A 15,578-nucleotide genomic window follows, 5' to 3' on the forward strand; every position below is an offset into this window, starting at 1 on the left:
CAGCTACTCGCTCAGCAGGAACCCGCGCAGCGCTGCGATGACCTCTTCTGGTTTCTCGGCATGGACCCAGTGGCCAGCCCCGCGCACCGTCATGCGGATGGTTTTGGGAAAGAGCGAGCGCATGGTCGGCTCGTCGGAGTCGCTGATGTAGTGCGACTCTGAGCCGCCCACCCAGAGCACGGGGCCGGTGTAATTGGCGTCGCCCACCTCGGGAAACGACATGATGGTCGGCAGCTTTGCGCGCAGAAGGTGTAAGTTCGGTTCCCAAGCAAAGCCTTCATCACCCCTGCGTAGATTTTGGAGCAGGAAACCCCGCACTCCGTCGTCGGGAATGAGCGGTTTCAGTTGAGCTGCAGCGTCGGTGCGCTTTTCAAGCGTCGCAAGGTTAATGGTGGCCAGCGAGCCAAGCAGATGTTCAAATTGGCCTCGGCCTGAGATCGCATTGGTGGGTGAAATGTCGATCACCACGAGCCGGCGCACGAGCTCTGGATGTCGCAGCGCAAGGGTCATGGCGACCTTGCCGCCCATTGAATGACCGACGAGGTCAATGGGAAGGTGCTCGCCGCTGGTCTCTCGAATATGCCCGGCGATGAGGTCAGCGAGCTCTTCGTAGCTGAGGTCGGCCGTCCATTCAGACTGGCCGTGATTCGGGAGATCGACGAGCAGGCTCTCTGCCTCAGGGAGCAAAGCGTTTGCGATTCGGGTGAAGTTCTTGCCCCGCCCAAAGAGGCCGTGCAAGAAGACGACACGGCGCTTTGCCGCGCTCGGGGTCTCGTGAATGAGCGTGGAATGAATGGAAAAAGAGCTGGCTGAGGTCACAGGTCTAATGTACCCCGTGCCTCTGACTTCTCCGTGGGGTGCGCCAGCGCTTGTGTTAGTAACGGGCTACCGGCTCGCGGTACGTCGCGTTGCCGAGACCCACGATGAAGTACCCGATGATGGGGAAGAGCCAGAGCAGGAAAATTGAAAATACGGGGCCCTTGCCAAAGTTCTCGCCCACCCTCACCGCGACAAATGCTGCGATGATGACATTGACCACGGGGATGAGGTAGAGCAGGACAAACCAGCCTGAGTAGCCGGCGATCTTCACCAGAATAATGAGGTTGACAATGGGAATCAGCGCGAGAATTCCGGCGTAGCCAGCCTTCGAGAAGACGCGCCAGACGGCGATTGCCAGCAGGATGTAAAAAGCGAGGCCAACAGCCGAGAAGCTCGTGATGGTGGCTGCGGTGAAGAGCTCTTCGGCATTGTTCATGCCTCTTATCTTAGAGCGTTGGGCGTGCTGCTTACAGGGCTGTATACCGCTGGCGCCCCCGGGCTTCACATATGGAGAGGTGGGAAGACCTCCCGCGCCAAGCCGCAACCGCCCCAGAGCGCCTACGCGACTTGCGTCGAGAAGTGCGTGCGTTTTTGGCGAAGGTACGCGCTGCGCCCCTAGTATTTCAGTTCGTAACTATGCGATAGTTGAGGTAGACGGTCATCGATTCTTGTCTGTAGATTCTGCCGTCTGTGGTATTCAGGAGAGGAACTGCATGAAGCATATACCGTTGTCGGTCTAAAGGCCTCTAGGCAAGCAAATGCTTGCGCTCTCGAGCGCTGCACTGCTTGTCGCCGGCCTAGCGGTTGGCGGCTTTGGGCTGCCGCTATCAGGAGCGCACGCGACCGGCGAAGAAGCGCCGACGTTCACGAGTATCGGGCCTGACGATGTGGCAATTCCAGAGAATGATGCTTTACAAAAAGAGCTGGAGCCCGAGAAGCTCCCTGAGCCCACGACACGCATGGGCGATGATGAACTCGTGTACATGCCTGATCCGGAGCTCAAAAGGGTTGTGAGTCGTCTCACCCACTCCGATGAAGCAACGCTGACGGTTGGCGATGTGCGGCACCTTTACTGGCTCGACGGTGAGGGGCGAGGCATTACAGACCTCACCGGGCTTGAGTATGCCGAGCGTATGCAGGGCATACACGTTCAGAACAACAACATTAAAACGTTTGAGCCACTGCGAAACCTGCCGGCTCTTGCCCAGATTAAGGCGAGCAACAACCCGGAGCTCAGTGACATCTCGTCGCTCTCGACGATTCCTCAGATCAACTGGCTTGAGCTGAACGGCACCGCGGTTGAATCACTTGAAGGGCTCCGTGGCAACACCGCGCTGGTGTGGTTGCAAGTCGCTTATACCAAGGTGACCACCCTTGACCCGTTGACCGGGGTTACCACTCTCACCGACATCAACTTCCAAAACACCGGAGTGTCTGACCTTGAACCACTCCGTGGCGTAGCGGGGCTGAACTCAGTAGGTGCCTCGAGCGCTCAGATTGAAACCATTGAGCCGCTCGAGGGCAAGCAAGAGCTCACGTTACTCAACATCAACCGCAACCACGTGAGTGATCTCTCGTACATTGAGACGATGCCAAAGCTCCGAACAGTCGGCTTCCAGGCGCAAGAGGTCACCGGCGCACCGGTGCTGGTGCCCGAGGGCGCTGATGAATACACCAAGATTGACGTGGCCGACAGCTTCTCAATGGCATATGGCCAGCGACAAGCCATCTCTGATCTTGCCGAGGCAACAGAAGACGGCGAAGGGGCAATCTGGCGCGATCTCGCCGACAATGCCACTTCTGTTAAAGTTGGCGTTTCGAAACCGATTGTTCCCAACGGCCCTCCTTTTTCGGCGGTGATTACGTACCCTGTTGAGCGGGCTACCTTCGTGAATGACGATCCTGTCGCCGGTCACCTGGAAACCGATTACTCATTTGCGTTTACCACCACAGAGGGCTTCATCAACGATGAGGCGATCGGTGACGAAACAAATCGTTACACGCTGCTCGCGGGCGAGGTGCCGGGGCTTGAGTTCGGCCCAGACGGCCTGCTTTCTGGGGTGCCCACTGAGCAGGGAGTCTTTGCCCTGACGGTGTTGGCGACCGATAAGCACGGCAACCGTGTTGAAGCCGAGTATTCAGTAACCGTTGGCGAAAAGCCGGTTGATTCTGACCCTCCGGTTGATCCTGACCCGCCGGTGAATCCCGATCCGCCGGTCAATCCAGACCCACCGGTAAAGCCAGAGCCTCCGGTTACCCCAGGCCCTGAGCTGCCAAATACCGGTGGTGCTCTGCCAGCGTGGCTGCTCGCCGGTGCCGGTGCCGTCGTCTTGACGGGTATGGCGTTGCTTGTGCGACGCAAGCCAATCGCATAAGCGAGGCAGCTTCTCGAAGCAACACGGCCGGTTCTCTGCGCAGAGAACCGGCCGTGTTGCTTGTTTTCGCCATAAAACGGCCCTTAAACTCTTACGCGTGCTTCGCTTACTCACTTTCATCGGCATCGGTCTCGGCCTCGGCGGCCTCGTGGTTCAGGTTGTCGGCCCGCCGGCTGGTGCGGTCTGGGCAATTCCCGTTGGGCTCTGTGTAACTGTGCTGTGCGGCACGCTGCTGCTTGTCGCGAGATCGGCCACGGCCGTGGCGGTTCCCTCGCCCAAAACCGTGCTCGCGGCGAAACAGGCGGGCAGGGTTGGCTGTGCGCGCATTGACAGTCTGCAGCAGACCGGCACGCAGATTAATGACCAGCCCGTGTGCGTGCTCACGCTCACGGTTCAGCCACGCGATGCAGCCGCGTACCGCACCGAAACCCGCAGGGTCGTTCGGGTCACTGACGTGCCGCGGTATCAGCCGGGCAGCGTGCACGAGGTCGCGGTGCTTGCCGACGGTGAGCCAGACGTGGCACTGCTCGACGACAGCGCATTGCATGACGAACTGGGCCAGCTTGCGGTGCCTGATGCCTCTGCCGCGGGGCCGGTTCGCGTCCCGGGAAAGGAGCAGCTGACGCCAGAAGGCAAACGCACGCAGCCGCTTTTGGGTACGGGCGCGAAGGGTCGCCCCTGGCGCATCGGGCTCTACGCTCTCGCACTGCTTGCTGCGGCCGCGCTCGTCATATTGCCATACCGTGAGGGAGCCATGAACACGATTGAGGCTTGGCAGCGCGGCGAGGCAACGGCCGATGTCATGCAGCCAGCCACGCTTGAGCGTGCGATCGAAGCGCTCACCGGCGAAACCGGCCACGACAATGCCGTCTCTGTTGTAGTCACTCATGATTACGTGCACTACACCGCTCCGGTCGCCGCGGGCTCGCAAGACACCGATGTATGGATCTACCGTGGTGGCGTCGTCTCGCACGAAGGCCCCGCCTCGATACAGCCCGAAACTGCGGGTGAGCAATTTTCGGTGCGAGATATTGCCTGGGCGGCTCTGCTACCCGGGGCCGAGAAAGCCGCGAGCGACGCTGGGCTCGATGACCTCACATCGCTCAGCATGTACCTCAACCGTGGGTTTATCGAGGTCGATGACGAAACGGGCCCATCACTCGAAAAGAGCGGCGCCGTTGAGATTGGCGGCAGCCTCGAGACTGACTACCGAAAGTATTCGGTTGCGTTTGCGGGTGATGGGAGCGGCGAGGTGACGCTCACCGAGCAGTAGCTGCAGTGCTCTGCCTGCTTCTGCGCTACGAGCTGATGGCGTCAGAGGCGTTACGGGCGCTCACTCGCGGCGTTGGGGCCCAACGGCCCCAGGCTCCTCGCGAGAAGAGCAAGTTCGGCACATCAAGGCTCGCAGGGCTTGCTCCGTGCACCTCTCGAAATGCGCGGCTGAACGCAGGCAGGTGTGCGTACCCGAGGTCGCGTGAAATCTCTGAGGGGCGTGCGCCCTCGCCAAGACGGTTTCGCGCACCGGTCATGCGTGAGAGCCTGCGCCAGGCGGGGAGGGCCTCGCCCGTCTTGTCGGCCACGATACGGTGCAGTGTGCGCTCGTTGCAGCCGAGGTGCCGGGCCGCAATGGAGGTTTCGACGTCGGGTGCTTTGGAGCAGAAGCTCGCGAAGCTCGCAAGGAGCGCGTCGTCGTTGTCATCGCCTTGCAAGGCTGACCCAGCGAGTACCGTAGCGAACCCGCGGTCGGGGTGCACGTCGACCGCCCCGATACTCGTGTACGCGGCGAGCATCGAAGCGATCGTTTCGATGCCGGTGTCGCCCGAGGCGAGCGAGCCGAGTGGGCCGAGCATTGCAGCGCGCGTCGTGACCCCGAGGCCGCCGGTTACCCCAGACCGAAAACCTACGGGGATAAGGAGCGATCCCTCGGGAATCTCGAGCGCATTGGGCATTCCCGCTGGAATGATTGCGGCCTCTCCCTCAGAAAGCGTGATCGCCTTGCCCCGAACCCAGAGCGTTGCCTCACCCACGGCGGCCCAGACGGCAACGTGGGCTCCGTTCACGCGGGTCCACGTGCGCTGCCGATGCTCGGTAGCTGTATCGCGAAAGACAAGCCTTGCGCTGGCGGCGTCGCTGTTCATTCTGACGCTTCTCCACTGCCCAGGGGTCATGCCCGCTTCGTCGGCAAAGGCGCGAATGAAGCCCGCGACGCTCTGGTAGCCGACGAGGTGGGCGATCCACTCAAGGTCTCGTGCCTCGGTGAGGTGCTGCGCCGCGCGGTGCACGCGGGAGCGGCGCAGCCAAGCGCTGATCGTGAGCCCGGTTTCGGCGACGAAGCGGCGTTGTGCGGTGCGCCTGCTCCACCCGGGAGCGGTTTCTGCGAGCCACGTGGCGATATCTGACGAGGGGTGCGCGATGAACGCATCGGCCAGCGCGCGAAGCTCTGGCGAGCGGGGTGGGGTAGGGGCGGCGAGGCCCTCAGTCACGTCTCCGTGTACCTCGACGGGAGCCCCTGGGCCATCGAGATGGCCAAGCGAGGTGGTAAAGGCGTGTACGAGGCCAGGCCACTCTTCGTCACGAATCGTGACGTTAGTGTGCGACGCGGCGCGAACGCCTACCGAAGGAACGGGAATAACAATGCTTCCTGGCCTCGGGTCAACGTGAACGGTCTCACCCGCCGCCACGTACAGGCCGCTTCGCTCGGTGACAGTGTGAGTAGCCTGCCCCACGCGAACGGTCGCCTCGCCCACGAGCACGGCATAGAGCGCGGGCTCGTCAAGCAGGACGGGCGCGTGGGTTGAGGCTGGTAACACGTTGTCACTTTCAATCAACTGATCTAGGTAAGGCTTAGCTAACTTTGATGGTATCGCGTGCCCCTGTGCCGCGACTGAAGAACCGTACCTCAAGAAAGGGCCATATCGTATGGCAAAAACACTGCCGGCAATGTTCGCTGCGGCGGCCGCCGCGTTGCTGCTCGTGGGCTGTGGCACCGCTGCCCCCGAAGCAGCTGAAGACACCGCTCCCGCGACCGAAGCCGAGGGCGAATGGCCACGCGAGATTACCCACGAGGCGGGCGAGACCACGATTGACGAGAAGCCGCTGCGCATCGTCTCAACCTCGCCCTCGATCACGGGCAGCCTGCTCGCGCTCGAGGCACCTCTCGTCGCAACGGGTGCGGCTGCGCCCACCCCGCTCACCGACGACAAGGGCTTTTTCACGCAGTGGGCCGACGTTGCCGACGAGCGTGGCGTCGAGGTGGCCTACGGCAACCTGACCCTCGATATCGACGCGATCGATCAGTTCGAGCCCGACCTCATTATTGGTTCGTCAAATGGCGGCGACGCAACGCTCGAAGCCTACGACCAGCTCTCAGAGATCGCCCCGACCGTGCTGCTCGACTACGGCAACGACACGTGGCAAGACCTCACGACCGAGCTCGGCAAGATCACCGGCCTCGAGCAGAAGGCGACCGACGTGCTCGCAGAGTACGACGAGTGGGTCGCGGGTGAGGCGAAGAAGATCGAGCTGCCCGAGCAGCCCGTGACCGGCCTCGTGTACATGGGTGCCGAGGGCGCCTGGGCGTACACCCCGACGAGCCCGCAGGCTCAGCTCATTCAGTCGCTCGGCTTCACCTACGAGCAGGTTGACCAGGACCTCAAAGCCGACGGCCAAAAGGGCGGCGAGATCGACGTGCTCACGAGCGAGAACATGGCCAACGGCCTCGCAAAGGCCAAGAGCATCTTCGTCGTGGCGATGGGCGGCGGCGACGCGGTCGGTGACTTCAGCGCCGATCCGCTGCTCGCAAACCAGCCTGCCGTTGCCGAAGATCGGGTGTTCTCACTCGGAACCCAGGCGTTCAGGCTCGACTACTACAGCGCGAAGCTGACGGTAGAGCTCGTCGTCGACACCTTCTCGAAGTAGTCGGTAGCCAGTGACCGTCGTGTCGAAGAGTGCGGCCGGCAGCGGCCGCGGGGCAGGGCCCGGTGTGGGTTCGGGTACGGGTGCACACCCCGGCTCGCGCCGGGCTCCCGCGCGCCGCACCGCAGTAGTCATGGTCGTGACCCTGCTGCTGCTCTTCGTCGCCGCGGTCGCTGGCTTGGGCTTCGGCTCAAACCCGATTGCCCCCTCGGCGGTTATTGAGGCGATCTTCTCGTATGACCCCTCGAACAACGATCACCTTGTGATCGTGCAGTCGCGCCTCCCTCGCATCGTGCTCGGCATCATCGTGGGGGCCGCGCTCGGGCTTGCGGGCGCACTCATGCAATCGGTTACGCGTAACCCCCTCGCCGACCCCGGCATCTTGGGCATTAACGCGGGAGCCTCGCTGTTCGTCGTGATCGCGATGAGCCTGTTTGGCATCACGACTCCGCGCGGCTACATCTGGTTCGCCTTTCTCGGTGCCGCGGTAGCGGCGGTGGTCGTCTACTTGTTAGGCACGGCACGGGGTAACGCCGCGAGTCCGGTTCGCATCGCCCTCGCCGGCACCGCCGTGAGTATCGTTTTGGGTGCGCTCACCCAAATGGTGGTCTTGAGCAACGAGGCCGCCTTCAACACCTTTCGATTCTGGTCAATCGGCTCACTGCAGAGCAGAGGTTTCGACGTGATTGCCACCGTCGTGCCATTCGTGCTCGTGGGCATTACCTTCGCACTCTTACTCGCGGGGCCGCTCAACGCGATCGCGCTCGGCGACGACGTCGCCGCATCGCTCGGCACGCGCATCCTTTCAACCCGCATTGCCGCGGCGCTCGCCGTCGTGCTGCTCGCAGGCGCGGCAACCGCTGCCGCCGGCCCCATCGGCTTTATCGGGCTTGGCGCTGCCCACATCGCCCGCTTTGCTTCAGGCAATGAGCATCATCGCCTCCTTCCTGCCGCAACGATCATTGGGGCAACCCTACTCGTGACCGCCGACACGCTCGGCCGTTTCATCACGGCGCCCTCAGAGCTGCAAACCGGCATCGCCGCAGCACTCTTTGGTGGCCCACTCTTCGTCGCCCTCGTGCGCTCACGCAAGGTGTCGGCACTATGACCGCGGTGCGCCAGCCAAGCATTGTGAGCGGATCGGTGCTCGGCCGCCGTGGCCTCACCCTTCGCGTGCGCCCCCGCGTGCTTGCCGTCTCGGCGATCGTCGGTGCGATTCTGCTCGCGCTCATCGTCGCGACCATCATGCTCGGCACCAAACCACTCAGCGTGCCCGAACTCGTTTCGGTGTTCACGGGAGAGGCCAGGCCGTCGCTCAGTCGTTCGGTGCTCGGCAGGCGCATGCCACGGGCCCTCACCGCGCTGTGCGTGGGAGCCCTCCTCGGCATGAGCGGCGCGGTCTTTCAATCACTGTCCAAGAACCCGCTCGGTTCGCCCGACATCATCGGCTTCACCTCGGGTGCGGCAACCGGCGCGGTCTTTCAAATCGTGGTGCTGCGGGGCGGAATGCTCGCAACCGCTATCGCCGCGGTGATCGGCGGCCTCGTCACCGCGCTCATCGTCTACTTCCTCGCCCGCCGTGATGGCGTCACGGGAGGCCTCAGGCTCGTGCTCGTCGGTATCGGTGTTGGCGCGGTCGTCAGCGCCCTTTCGTCGCTGCTCATTGCGCGGGCCAACGTGACCGACGCGATGCTCGCGCAGCTCTGGTCGGCGGGATCGCTCACCGGGCGTGGGTGGCAACACGCCACCGCTACGATCATCGCCCTCGCGGTTCTTGCCCCGCTGCTCGGTTGGCTCGGCCGTGACCTTGCGCTCATCGAGATGGGCGACGACAGCGCCGCCGCGATCGGTGTGCGTGTTGAGCGCACCCGATTTATTGCGCTGCTGCTCGCCGTCATGGCCGCCGCCGTTGCGACGGCGGCGGCGGGGCCCATCGCCTTCATCGCGTTTGCCTCTGGGCAGATCGCGAGACGTCTCGTGCAGGTGCCCGGCGTGCTCGTGGGGCTCTCGGCCCTCGTTGGAGCGCTCCTGCTCGTCGCCGCCGACCTGCTCACCCAAAACCTCGACATCGGTATGCGCACCCCCGTGGGCCTCATCACGAGCGTGCTCGGCGGCGCATACCTGCTCTGGCTGCTCGCGCGGCGCATCTAGGAGACCGAAAGAACTATGAAGAACCCCGCGAACCCCACGCAAGGCTCTCGACTGACGGCTGAGGCGCTCACGCTCGCCTATCCCTCTGCCACGATCGCAACCGACCTGAACCTCGACATCGAGCCGAACGGGTTCACCGTGATCATCGGACCGAACGGCTGTGGCAAATCGACGCTCTTGCGTGCGCTGTCGCGAATGATCCGCCCGGTATCGGGGCAGGTGACCCTCGACGGGCTCGACCTCGCGGGCATGCGGCCCAAAGAGATCGCGCGCACGATCGCGACGCTCACGCAGGCACCCGTCACCCCCTCGGCCATCACGGTCGCCGACCTGGTCGCGCGGGGTCGCAACCCACATCAGAGTATCTTCAAACAGTGGAGTGCGAGCGACGAAGCCGCCGTCACGGGCGCCCTCGCCGAGGTCAGCATGCTCGAGCACGCCGATCGCCTCGTCGAAGAGTTGAGTGGCGGGCAGCGGCAGCGGGTGTGGATCGCGATGGCCCTCGCCCAAGACACGCCAGTCTTGCTGCTCGATGAGCCGACCACCTACCTCGACATCGCCCACCAGATTGACGTGCTCGACCTCTGCTCGCGGCTGCACGAGAGCGGTCGAACTCTCGTCGCCGTGCTGCACGACCTAAACCTTGCCGCGCGCTACGCAACCCACATCGTCGCGATGCGCGACGGTGCTGTCGTAGCCCACGGAACCCCCGACGAGCTCATCACACCAGAGCTCCTGCGCGACGTCTTCGACCTTGAAGCGCTCGTCATCGCCGACCCCGAAACGGGACGACCCCTGATCGTGCCGCGCGACCTGCGTGCGGCTGCCGACCGAACCACCACATCGACCGCCGAGGGCCAGGCGCCCATGGCAGAAGAGGAGCTCGTATGACCGAGTCAACACCACTGCACAAGACCAGCGCGATCCAGTCTGACGACCACAACAGTGGCCTGCAGCTCGACACCGCAACCGTGCGTGAGATCAACGACGTGACGCCAGAGCTCGCCCGCATTGTTCTGCACGTTCCCGGCTTTGACGACGATGCTCTGTGGCAGCGTCCCAACGTTGCCATGCGTTTTTACCTTGATGAGCGCTTCGGCTCTGAGTCGCGCGTGTACACCGTGCGCTCGTTCAACGAGGCCGACAAGACGGTTGACGTCGACGTCGTGCGCCACGGAGCCGACAGCCCCATGATGCGCTGGCTGGCAAGCCTCGCGATCGGCGACACCGTCTCGTTTGGTGGCCCGCGCCCGCACTTCACGTTCCCCGAGTCAAACGGCCGCTCGACGGTACTGTTTGCCGATGCCACCTCGATTCCCGCGATCTACGCAATTCTCGATCAGATCGAGGGTGAGCTTCCCGGCCGCGGGTGGATCGCCACCAATGACGAGGTCGCCTTCGCTGAGCTTCCCGTCGTTCCCGGCCTGAACCTCACGCGCATCGCTCCCGGGAACGGCTTCGGCGCTCAGCTTGAAACGCTCGAGGATCCCTCGAACGTCGTCGTCTGGGGCGCCGGCGAGCGCGACGAGATGAAGCAGATTCGCTCGTTCTTTCGCAAGACCGTCGGCCTCACGAAAGACGACGTTGCTGTCTTCGGATACTGGAAGCAGAACACCACGAACACGCAGATCGACGAGCGCCGCCTCGCCGCGTACGAAGAGGCGCTCGCCTCAGGTGGTACGGTGACCGAGCTCGACGACCTCGCGCTCGCGATTTAGGGTTCGCGCGCGCTCGCGCATCGCCCGCGTCGTCGGCTGGCCCGCGGCGCCGCCTCGCCTCGCCCGCCCGCGTCGTCAACTCGCCCTCGTGACCGGCTCGCGCCGATCCGCCCTCATCGTGTGGTCAAAAAGTGTCGAAAATCGAGAGAAATTCGACACTTTTTGACCACAGAGCGCGTGAAAGTGACCACACGGGCTCCGAAAGTGGCCGCGCCTGACAGCGCGCACGAGCCGGGCTCAGAAACCGCCCGATTTCGAGGCCAGAAGCCCGCAACAATCAGACACTTGTCGCATAAGCACAGCGAATGCGGCATTTAAGGCATGTTTGTAGCATGGAATAAGCAAACAATTGTAGTTTAGCCTTCTCTCCCTTGTAAGTTTCTCCGTGGGGAAATGAAGGGGATTTCTTTTTGTTGATAAAGAAAGGGGATTTCTTTTTGTTGATAAAGAAACGAAAATTTGGGGAACGAACACGCCTAAAAACTGCGCTCATTGCCGCGCTTATTGGCGGCTTTGCGGTGGCTCCTTCGGTGCCAGCGTTTGGCACCGAAGCGGGTGGCGCACCCGCACAGGCAGGCCGGGCAGGTCAGCCTGGACAGGCAGAAACGGTACAGCCCGCATCGGCCGAGCCCATCGCGGCAGAACTCGCGGCGGCAGTGCCGCGGGCCATGGTTTCGATTCCTGCAACCGGGGTTCAAGCTCGTATGGCGTACCACACCGGCTACTCGGGCCAATGGGGCAACGCGAAGCCGAACGGCGCCGATCAGGTGCGTTACGGTGTCGCACCCAACACGACGACGAGCGGCAGCATTGACAATGGAAACGGTATCCGGGGCACATCTTGGAACTCGTACAGCGACGGCTACTCTGGCTGGGTGAACAGCGGGAGCACGGCGTATTCGGCTCACGGCAGAGGCAACCAGGGGCTCAACAGTAGTGGCAGGCTTGACCTGAACCAGCAGAGCGCGCTCGGATTCGCCCCGGCAAATGTGACCTCGTTTGAGGTCGGCCAAATCTTTAACCTCGGGCGCATGGCGCACCTCAACAACCCAGTCGCAGGGCTCAGCAACAGCTGGTTCCGCGGCGAAATGCAGATCCTCTTCATGGGTATGGAGTTGCACTATCAGTGGCGATTGCATGAGACCCCCAATAATGACAGGCCTGAGACGCACCCCAACAACGATGACCTCGTTGACTTCCTGAACCAGATCAGTGATCAGACGTTCCAGCACAACGGCATCACGTACACCCTCGTCGTGCACGGCTTCCGGGAGCCCAATCGACAGAATGTCTGCGAGCCCATCGTGACCGACCTTGGCAGCGTGAAGAACCTCTTCCGCACGACCGAGACCAGAACCACCTACGGCTGCCTCTACGCTTCGGTTGAGCAGGTCCGTGACCTGACGATTGTTAAGAAGGTTGAGGCTCCGTACGGAGCACCGGCCGGCAAACCAACCTTCGGTTTCACCGCGGCATCGACGCTCGCGGGTTCGGGTTGGGCGGCAACGCCGAACTTCTCACTCACTGACGGAGCGAGCCGTAAAGCCCCCTATAACTCGGGCGAAACCCTCACGGTGACCGAGGCTCCGCTGCCCGCCGACTGGAAGCTCACTGATATTCAGTGCCTCGACGGTGGCGGCAAACCGGTGCAGGGCATCACGACGAACCTGGCGACGGGGCAGCTCGTGGTTCGGCCGAAGGTGACGACCGATAACGCGGTCAACGCGCCAATCACGTGTACGTACACCAACACCTACATTCCGACGGCCGAGCTCACGCTCGTGAAGCAGGTAGACAGCACCGGGCAGACCGCGCCCGTCGCGACCCCGCAAGACTGGACCCTCTCAGCGAGCGGCCAAGGCGCTACCGCGAGCGAGAAGCTCACGGGCAAGAGCGGTGTCAATGGGCGTGTGATCGCTGGCACCTACTCCCTCGCTGAAGAGGCGAACAACCCGAACACGACGGCTGGCTACGCGATGGCCGACGGGTGGTCGTGCGTCACAAAGCAGGGCGCACCGGTCGACGCGAAGAACGAGAAGGTCACGGTTGCTGCCGGTCAGCAGGTCGTGTGTACCGTGAAGAACGTGTACCAAACGGGCGCGCTCGAGATCGTGAAGGCCTTCGACGAATCTGTTCCTGACAGCGCTGATGGCGTCAACTTCAAGGGCAACTACCAGTGTGTGCTGAAGGGCAAGACTGTTGCTTCGGGCACCTGGTCGACGACCGGGGCAGGCCCGGCAGAGCTGAAGCCTGCCGCGGGCATGCCGAAAGCGAACCAGATTCCGGTGGGTGCCGAATGTTCGGTAACCGAGGCGGATCTTCCAGCGGGCGAAGCCTCAGGACTGCCCAATACCTCGTGGCTCTGGTCAGCGCCAGCAATCGATGGTCCCGTTGTCGTCGCAAAGGGCGATACGAAGCGTGTGACCGTGACGAACAGCACTGAGCGCCAGCTCGGGGCGGTCGTTTGGCGTAAGACCGACGTGACGGGCAACCGTCTCGGGGGTTCGGAGTGGACCCTCACCGGTCCCGACAGCTTCGCTCACGAGTTCAAGCTGCCCTCGGGCAAGGCCCTCGAGATCGATGACTGCGACAGCGATAACTGCGATGGCGTCGACCGAGACGTCAAGAGCGGCGAGTTTCGAATCTCGGGTCTGCCCTTCGGGAAGTATTCGCTCACCGAGGTGAAGGCTCCCGCCGGCTACTACCGGCTGAGCAACCCGATTGAGTTCGAGATCACGGCCAAAACGCCCTCACTGACCTTCGACCTCGGCGGTCTCGTCAACCACCCCATGGTGGGGCCGACGCTTCCGTTGACCGGCGGCATCGGGCGTGATGCCTTCTCGATCGCGGGCATGACCGTGACCGCACTCGGCGGGCTTGCGGTTGCAGCTCTATACCGACGAAAGCTGCGCGCGGCGAGGGCTTAGTTCCTCGTTCGCCCGGCGGGGCGTCTCTTGCCCCGCCGGGGCTGCGCTGCAGCCCCTCCCCGTTTCACTTTGACTCTCGTGCCTGCCCGGCTTCTCCTGGCATGCACGAAAACGAAAGCCACCTCACTGTCTACAGCGTGCTCTCGCACGCCGCAGAACTCACAGAAAGAAAAGGAATACAAGACAATGAAGAGAAACTCTCTCCGTCGGCTCCTTGCATTAACCGGCACAACGGCTCTCGCACTTGCGGGTACTGTCGCGCTTGGAACAGCTGCACACGCGGCTGTGGGGCCAGACCAGCGTGACGCTCCCACCGAGGGCACGCTGACCATCAACAAGTACTCGGGCTCACCCGTTGGCGCGGGCGAAACCCCAGACCCAGCGAACCTGCTCGACGGCGTCGAGTTCACCGTTTCGCAGGTGGGCACGAAGAGCGGCGACACCTGTTCACCGCTCGACCTCACCGACGCGTCTCAGTGGAAGGGTCTCAAGGCTCTGTTCGACAGCGCCCCCGTGGCTCCGAAGGGTGACTTCTGCCTCGTGAAGCCAGCTGCAGTGCAGAGCACCGTTGACGGCACCACGACGTTCGACCTCGCCGTTGGCATTTACTTCGTCGAAGAAACCGACCCCGGTTCGCACAACATTGTGTCGCCGGTGCCGAGCTTCTACGTTTCGATTCCTACCGCCGAGACCGGTGACGGCAACGGCTGGAACTACAACGTCGTGGCCGACCCGAAGAACCAGATCATGGATCTGCCCTCGAAGACGATTGAGACCGATCAGAAAGATCTCGTCGTGGGCGACAACGTTGCCTGGAACATCACGGTTCCCGTGCCAACGCTCAACAACAACGAGACCTTCACCACCGCTTCGGTGCGTGACGTGCTCGATAGCCGCCTCGGCTACGAGAGCTCGGCTCTTTCGGTGAACGGCACCACCCTCACTGAGGGCACTCACTACACCGTCGACACCGATGGTGTGACCTGGAACTTCACCAAGGACGGCCTTGCCGAACTCGACAAGGCGATGGGCGAGAACCTGTCGATCCGCCTCGTGACCTCGGTTAACTCGGTTGGCGACGGTTCAGTACCGAACGACGACTACTCGAGCGAGTTCAACGGTTCAACCGTTCCCGGCGAGAAGGTTCCTTACACCTACTGGGGCCAGCTGTCGATCTTCAAGCACGACGATTCACGCTCGAAGCTGCCGCTTCAGGGTGCTGAGTTCAAGGTCTTCGAGACCGATGCACAGGGCGTTTGCGCTGCGACCGCTCCTGCCGACGGTGCACTCGCAACCGGCGTCTCAGACAAAGACGGCGCCGTGCAGTGGAACAACGTTTCGCCCGCAAGCGTACTCGGCCTCTGGGTAGCAAACAGCGAAGACGGCCCGCTCAGCGACCCCGAGCGCGTCTACTGCGTGTACGAGACCAAGGTTCCCGCTGGCCACACCGCGGTACCCTTCGAGAACAAGGTGACGATCAAACCAGGTGAAGCGCAGGTGTTTGACCTCGACGTCGAAAACGCCCGCAACGCGGGCCCGAACCTGCCCCTGACGGGTGCAGGCGGAACGCTCGCGCTCACCATCGGTGGCCTGCTCATCATCGCGGCAGGTCTCGCAACAATCACGGTTGCTAAGCGCCGTAAGGCAGCAGCCCTTTAGCTGAAAGCCTCGGG

General features: G+C 62.8%; 12 protein-coding genes. 9 read left to right on the forward strand and 3 right to left on the reverse strand.

The features are described 5' to 3' along the window. Positions 1 to 3: 3 nt before the first annotated feature. Together JSO19_RS09085 and JSO19_RS09090 are read right to left on the reverse strand one after the other, a co-directional pair. The gene (locus tag JSO19_RS09085) at positions 4 to 819 is read right to left on the reverse strand and encodes an alpha/beta fold hydrolase (RefSeq protein WP_270911234.1); all 816 of its coding nucleotides are present in this window, start codon (positions 817 to 819) and stop codon (positions 4 to 6) included. A gap of 55 nt (positions 820 to 874) precedes the next feature. Further along, positions 875 to 1,255 carry a DUF5684 domain-containing protein gene (locus tag JSO19_RS09090; RefSeq protein ID WP_270911235.1) on the reverse strand — a complete coding sequence of 127 codons (381 nt, stop codon included), beginning with the start codon at positions 1,253 to 1,255 and terminating at the stop codon, positions 875 to 877. Positions 1,256 to 1,577: 322 nt separating this feature from the next. Here JSO19_RS09090 and JSO19_RS09095 point away from each other — a divergent pair, with 322 nt between their 5' ends. Together JSO19_RS09095 and JSO19_RS09100 are read left to right on the forward strand one after the other, a co-directional pair. After that, positions 1,578 to 3,194 (forward strand): putative Ig domain-containing protein, encoded by a 1,617-nt coding sequence (locus tag JSO19_RS09095; RefSeq protein WP_270911237.1) that lies wholly within the window; start codon positions 1,578 to 1,580, stop codon positions 3,192 to 3,194. A gap of 97 nt (positions 3,195 to 3,291) precedes the next feature. Further along, on the forward strand, positions 3,292 to 4,467 hold the full coding sequence (locus tag JSO19_RS09100; protein WP_270911239.1) for a hypothetical protein: 1,176 nt from the start codon (positions 3,292 to 3,294) through the stop codon (positions 4,465 to 4,467). A gap of 25 nt (positions 4,468 to 4,492) precedes the next feature. Here JSO19_RS09100 and JSO19_RS09105 read toward each other — a convergent pair whose 3' ends face one another. Beyond that, positions 4,493 to 6,004, reverse strand: coding sequence for a helix-turn-helix domain-containing protein (locus tag JSO19_RS09105; protein WP_270911241.1), 1,512 nt, complete (start codon positions 6,002 to 6,004; stop codon positions 4,493 to 4,495). A 109-nt stretch (positions 6,005 to 6,113) separates the two neighbouring features. Here JSO19_RS09105 and fepB point away from each other — a divergent pair, with 109 nt between their 5' ends. The 7 genes from fepB to JSO19_RS09140 all read left to right on the forward strand — a co-directional run bounded on the left by fepB (position 6,114) and on the right by JSO19_RS09140 (position 15,564). Then, entirely contained in the window at positions 6,114 to 7,112 is a 999-nt protein-coding gene (gene fepB / locus JSO19_RS09110; protein ID WP_270911243.1) for a Fe2+-enterobactin ABC transporter substrate-binding protein, read from the forward strand. A gap of 19 nt (positions 7,113 to 7,131) precedes the next feature. Continuing rightward, positions 7,132 to 8,217 carry a FecCD family ABC transporter permease gene (locus JSO19_RS09115; RefSeq protein WP_270911244.1) on the forward strand — a complete coding sequence of 362 codons (1,086 nt, stop codon included), beginning with the start codon at positions 7,132 to 7,134 and terminating at the stop codon, positions 8,215 to 8,217. Next, a complete protein-coding gene (locus JSO19_RS09120) occupies positions 8,214 to 9,260 on the forward strand; it encodes a FecCD family ABC transporter permease (RefSeq protein WP_270911246.1) in 1,047 nt (348 codons plus the stop codon). The genes JSO19_RS09115 and JSO19_RS09120 overlap by 4 nt, the downstream gene beginning before the upstream one ends. A 15-nt stretch (positions 9,261 to 9,275) precedes the next feature. Further along, positions 9,276 to 10,151, forward strand: a complete 876-nt coding sequence (locus JSO19_RS09125) for an ABC transporter ATP-binding protein (RefSeq protein WP_270911247.1) — start codon at positions 9,276 to 9,278, stop codon at positions 10,149 to 10,151. Further along, positions 10,148 to 10,978 (forward strand): siderophore-interacting protein, encoded by an 831-nt coding sequence (locus tag JSO19_RS09130; protein WP_270911248.1) that lies wholly within the window; start codon positions 10,148 to 10,150, stop codon positions 10,976 to 10,978. The genes JSO19_RS09125 and JSO19_RS09130 overlap by 4 nt, the downstream gene beginning before the upstream one ends. 518 nt (positions 10,979 to 11,496) lie before the next feature. After that, complete coding sequence (locus JSO19_RS09135; protein ID WP_270911249.1) at positions 11,497 to 13,905, forward strand: choice-of-anchor K domain-containing protein; 2,409 nt, start codon at positions 11,497 to 11,499, stop codon at positions 13,903 to 13,905. Positions 13,906 to 14,091: 186 nt separating this feature from the next. Beyond that, positions 14,092 to 15,564, forward strand: a complete 1,473-nt coding sequence (locus JSO19_RS09140; RefSeq protein WP_270911250.1) for a SpaH/EbpB family LPXTG-anchored major pilin — start codon at positions 14,092 to 14,094, stop codon at positions 15,562 to 15,564. The last annotated feature ends 14 nt before the right edge of the window (positions 15,565 to 15,578 follow it).

It is taken from the genome of Leucobacter sp. UCMA 4100 (assembly GCF_027853335.1).
Classification (GTDB): Bacteria; Actinomycetota; Actinomycetes; order Actinomycetales; family Microbacteriaceae; genus Leucobacter_A.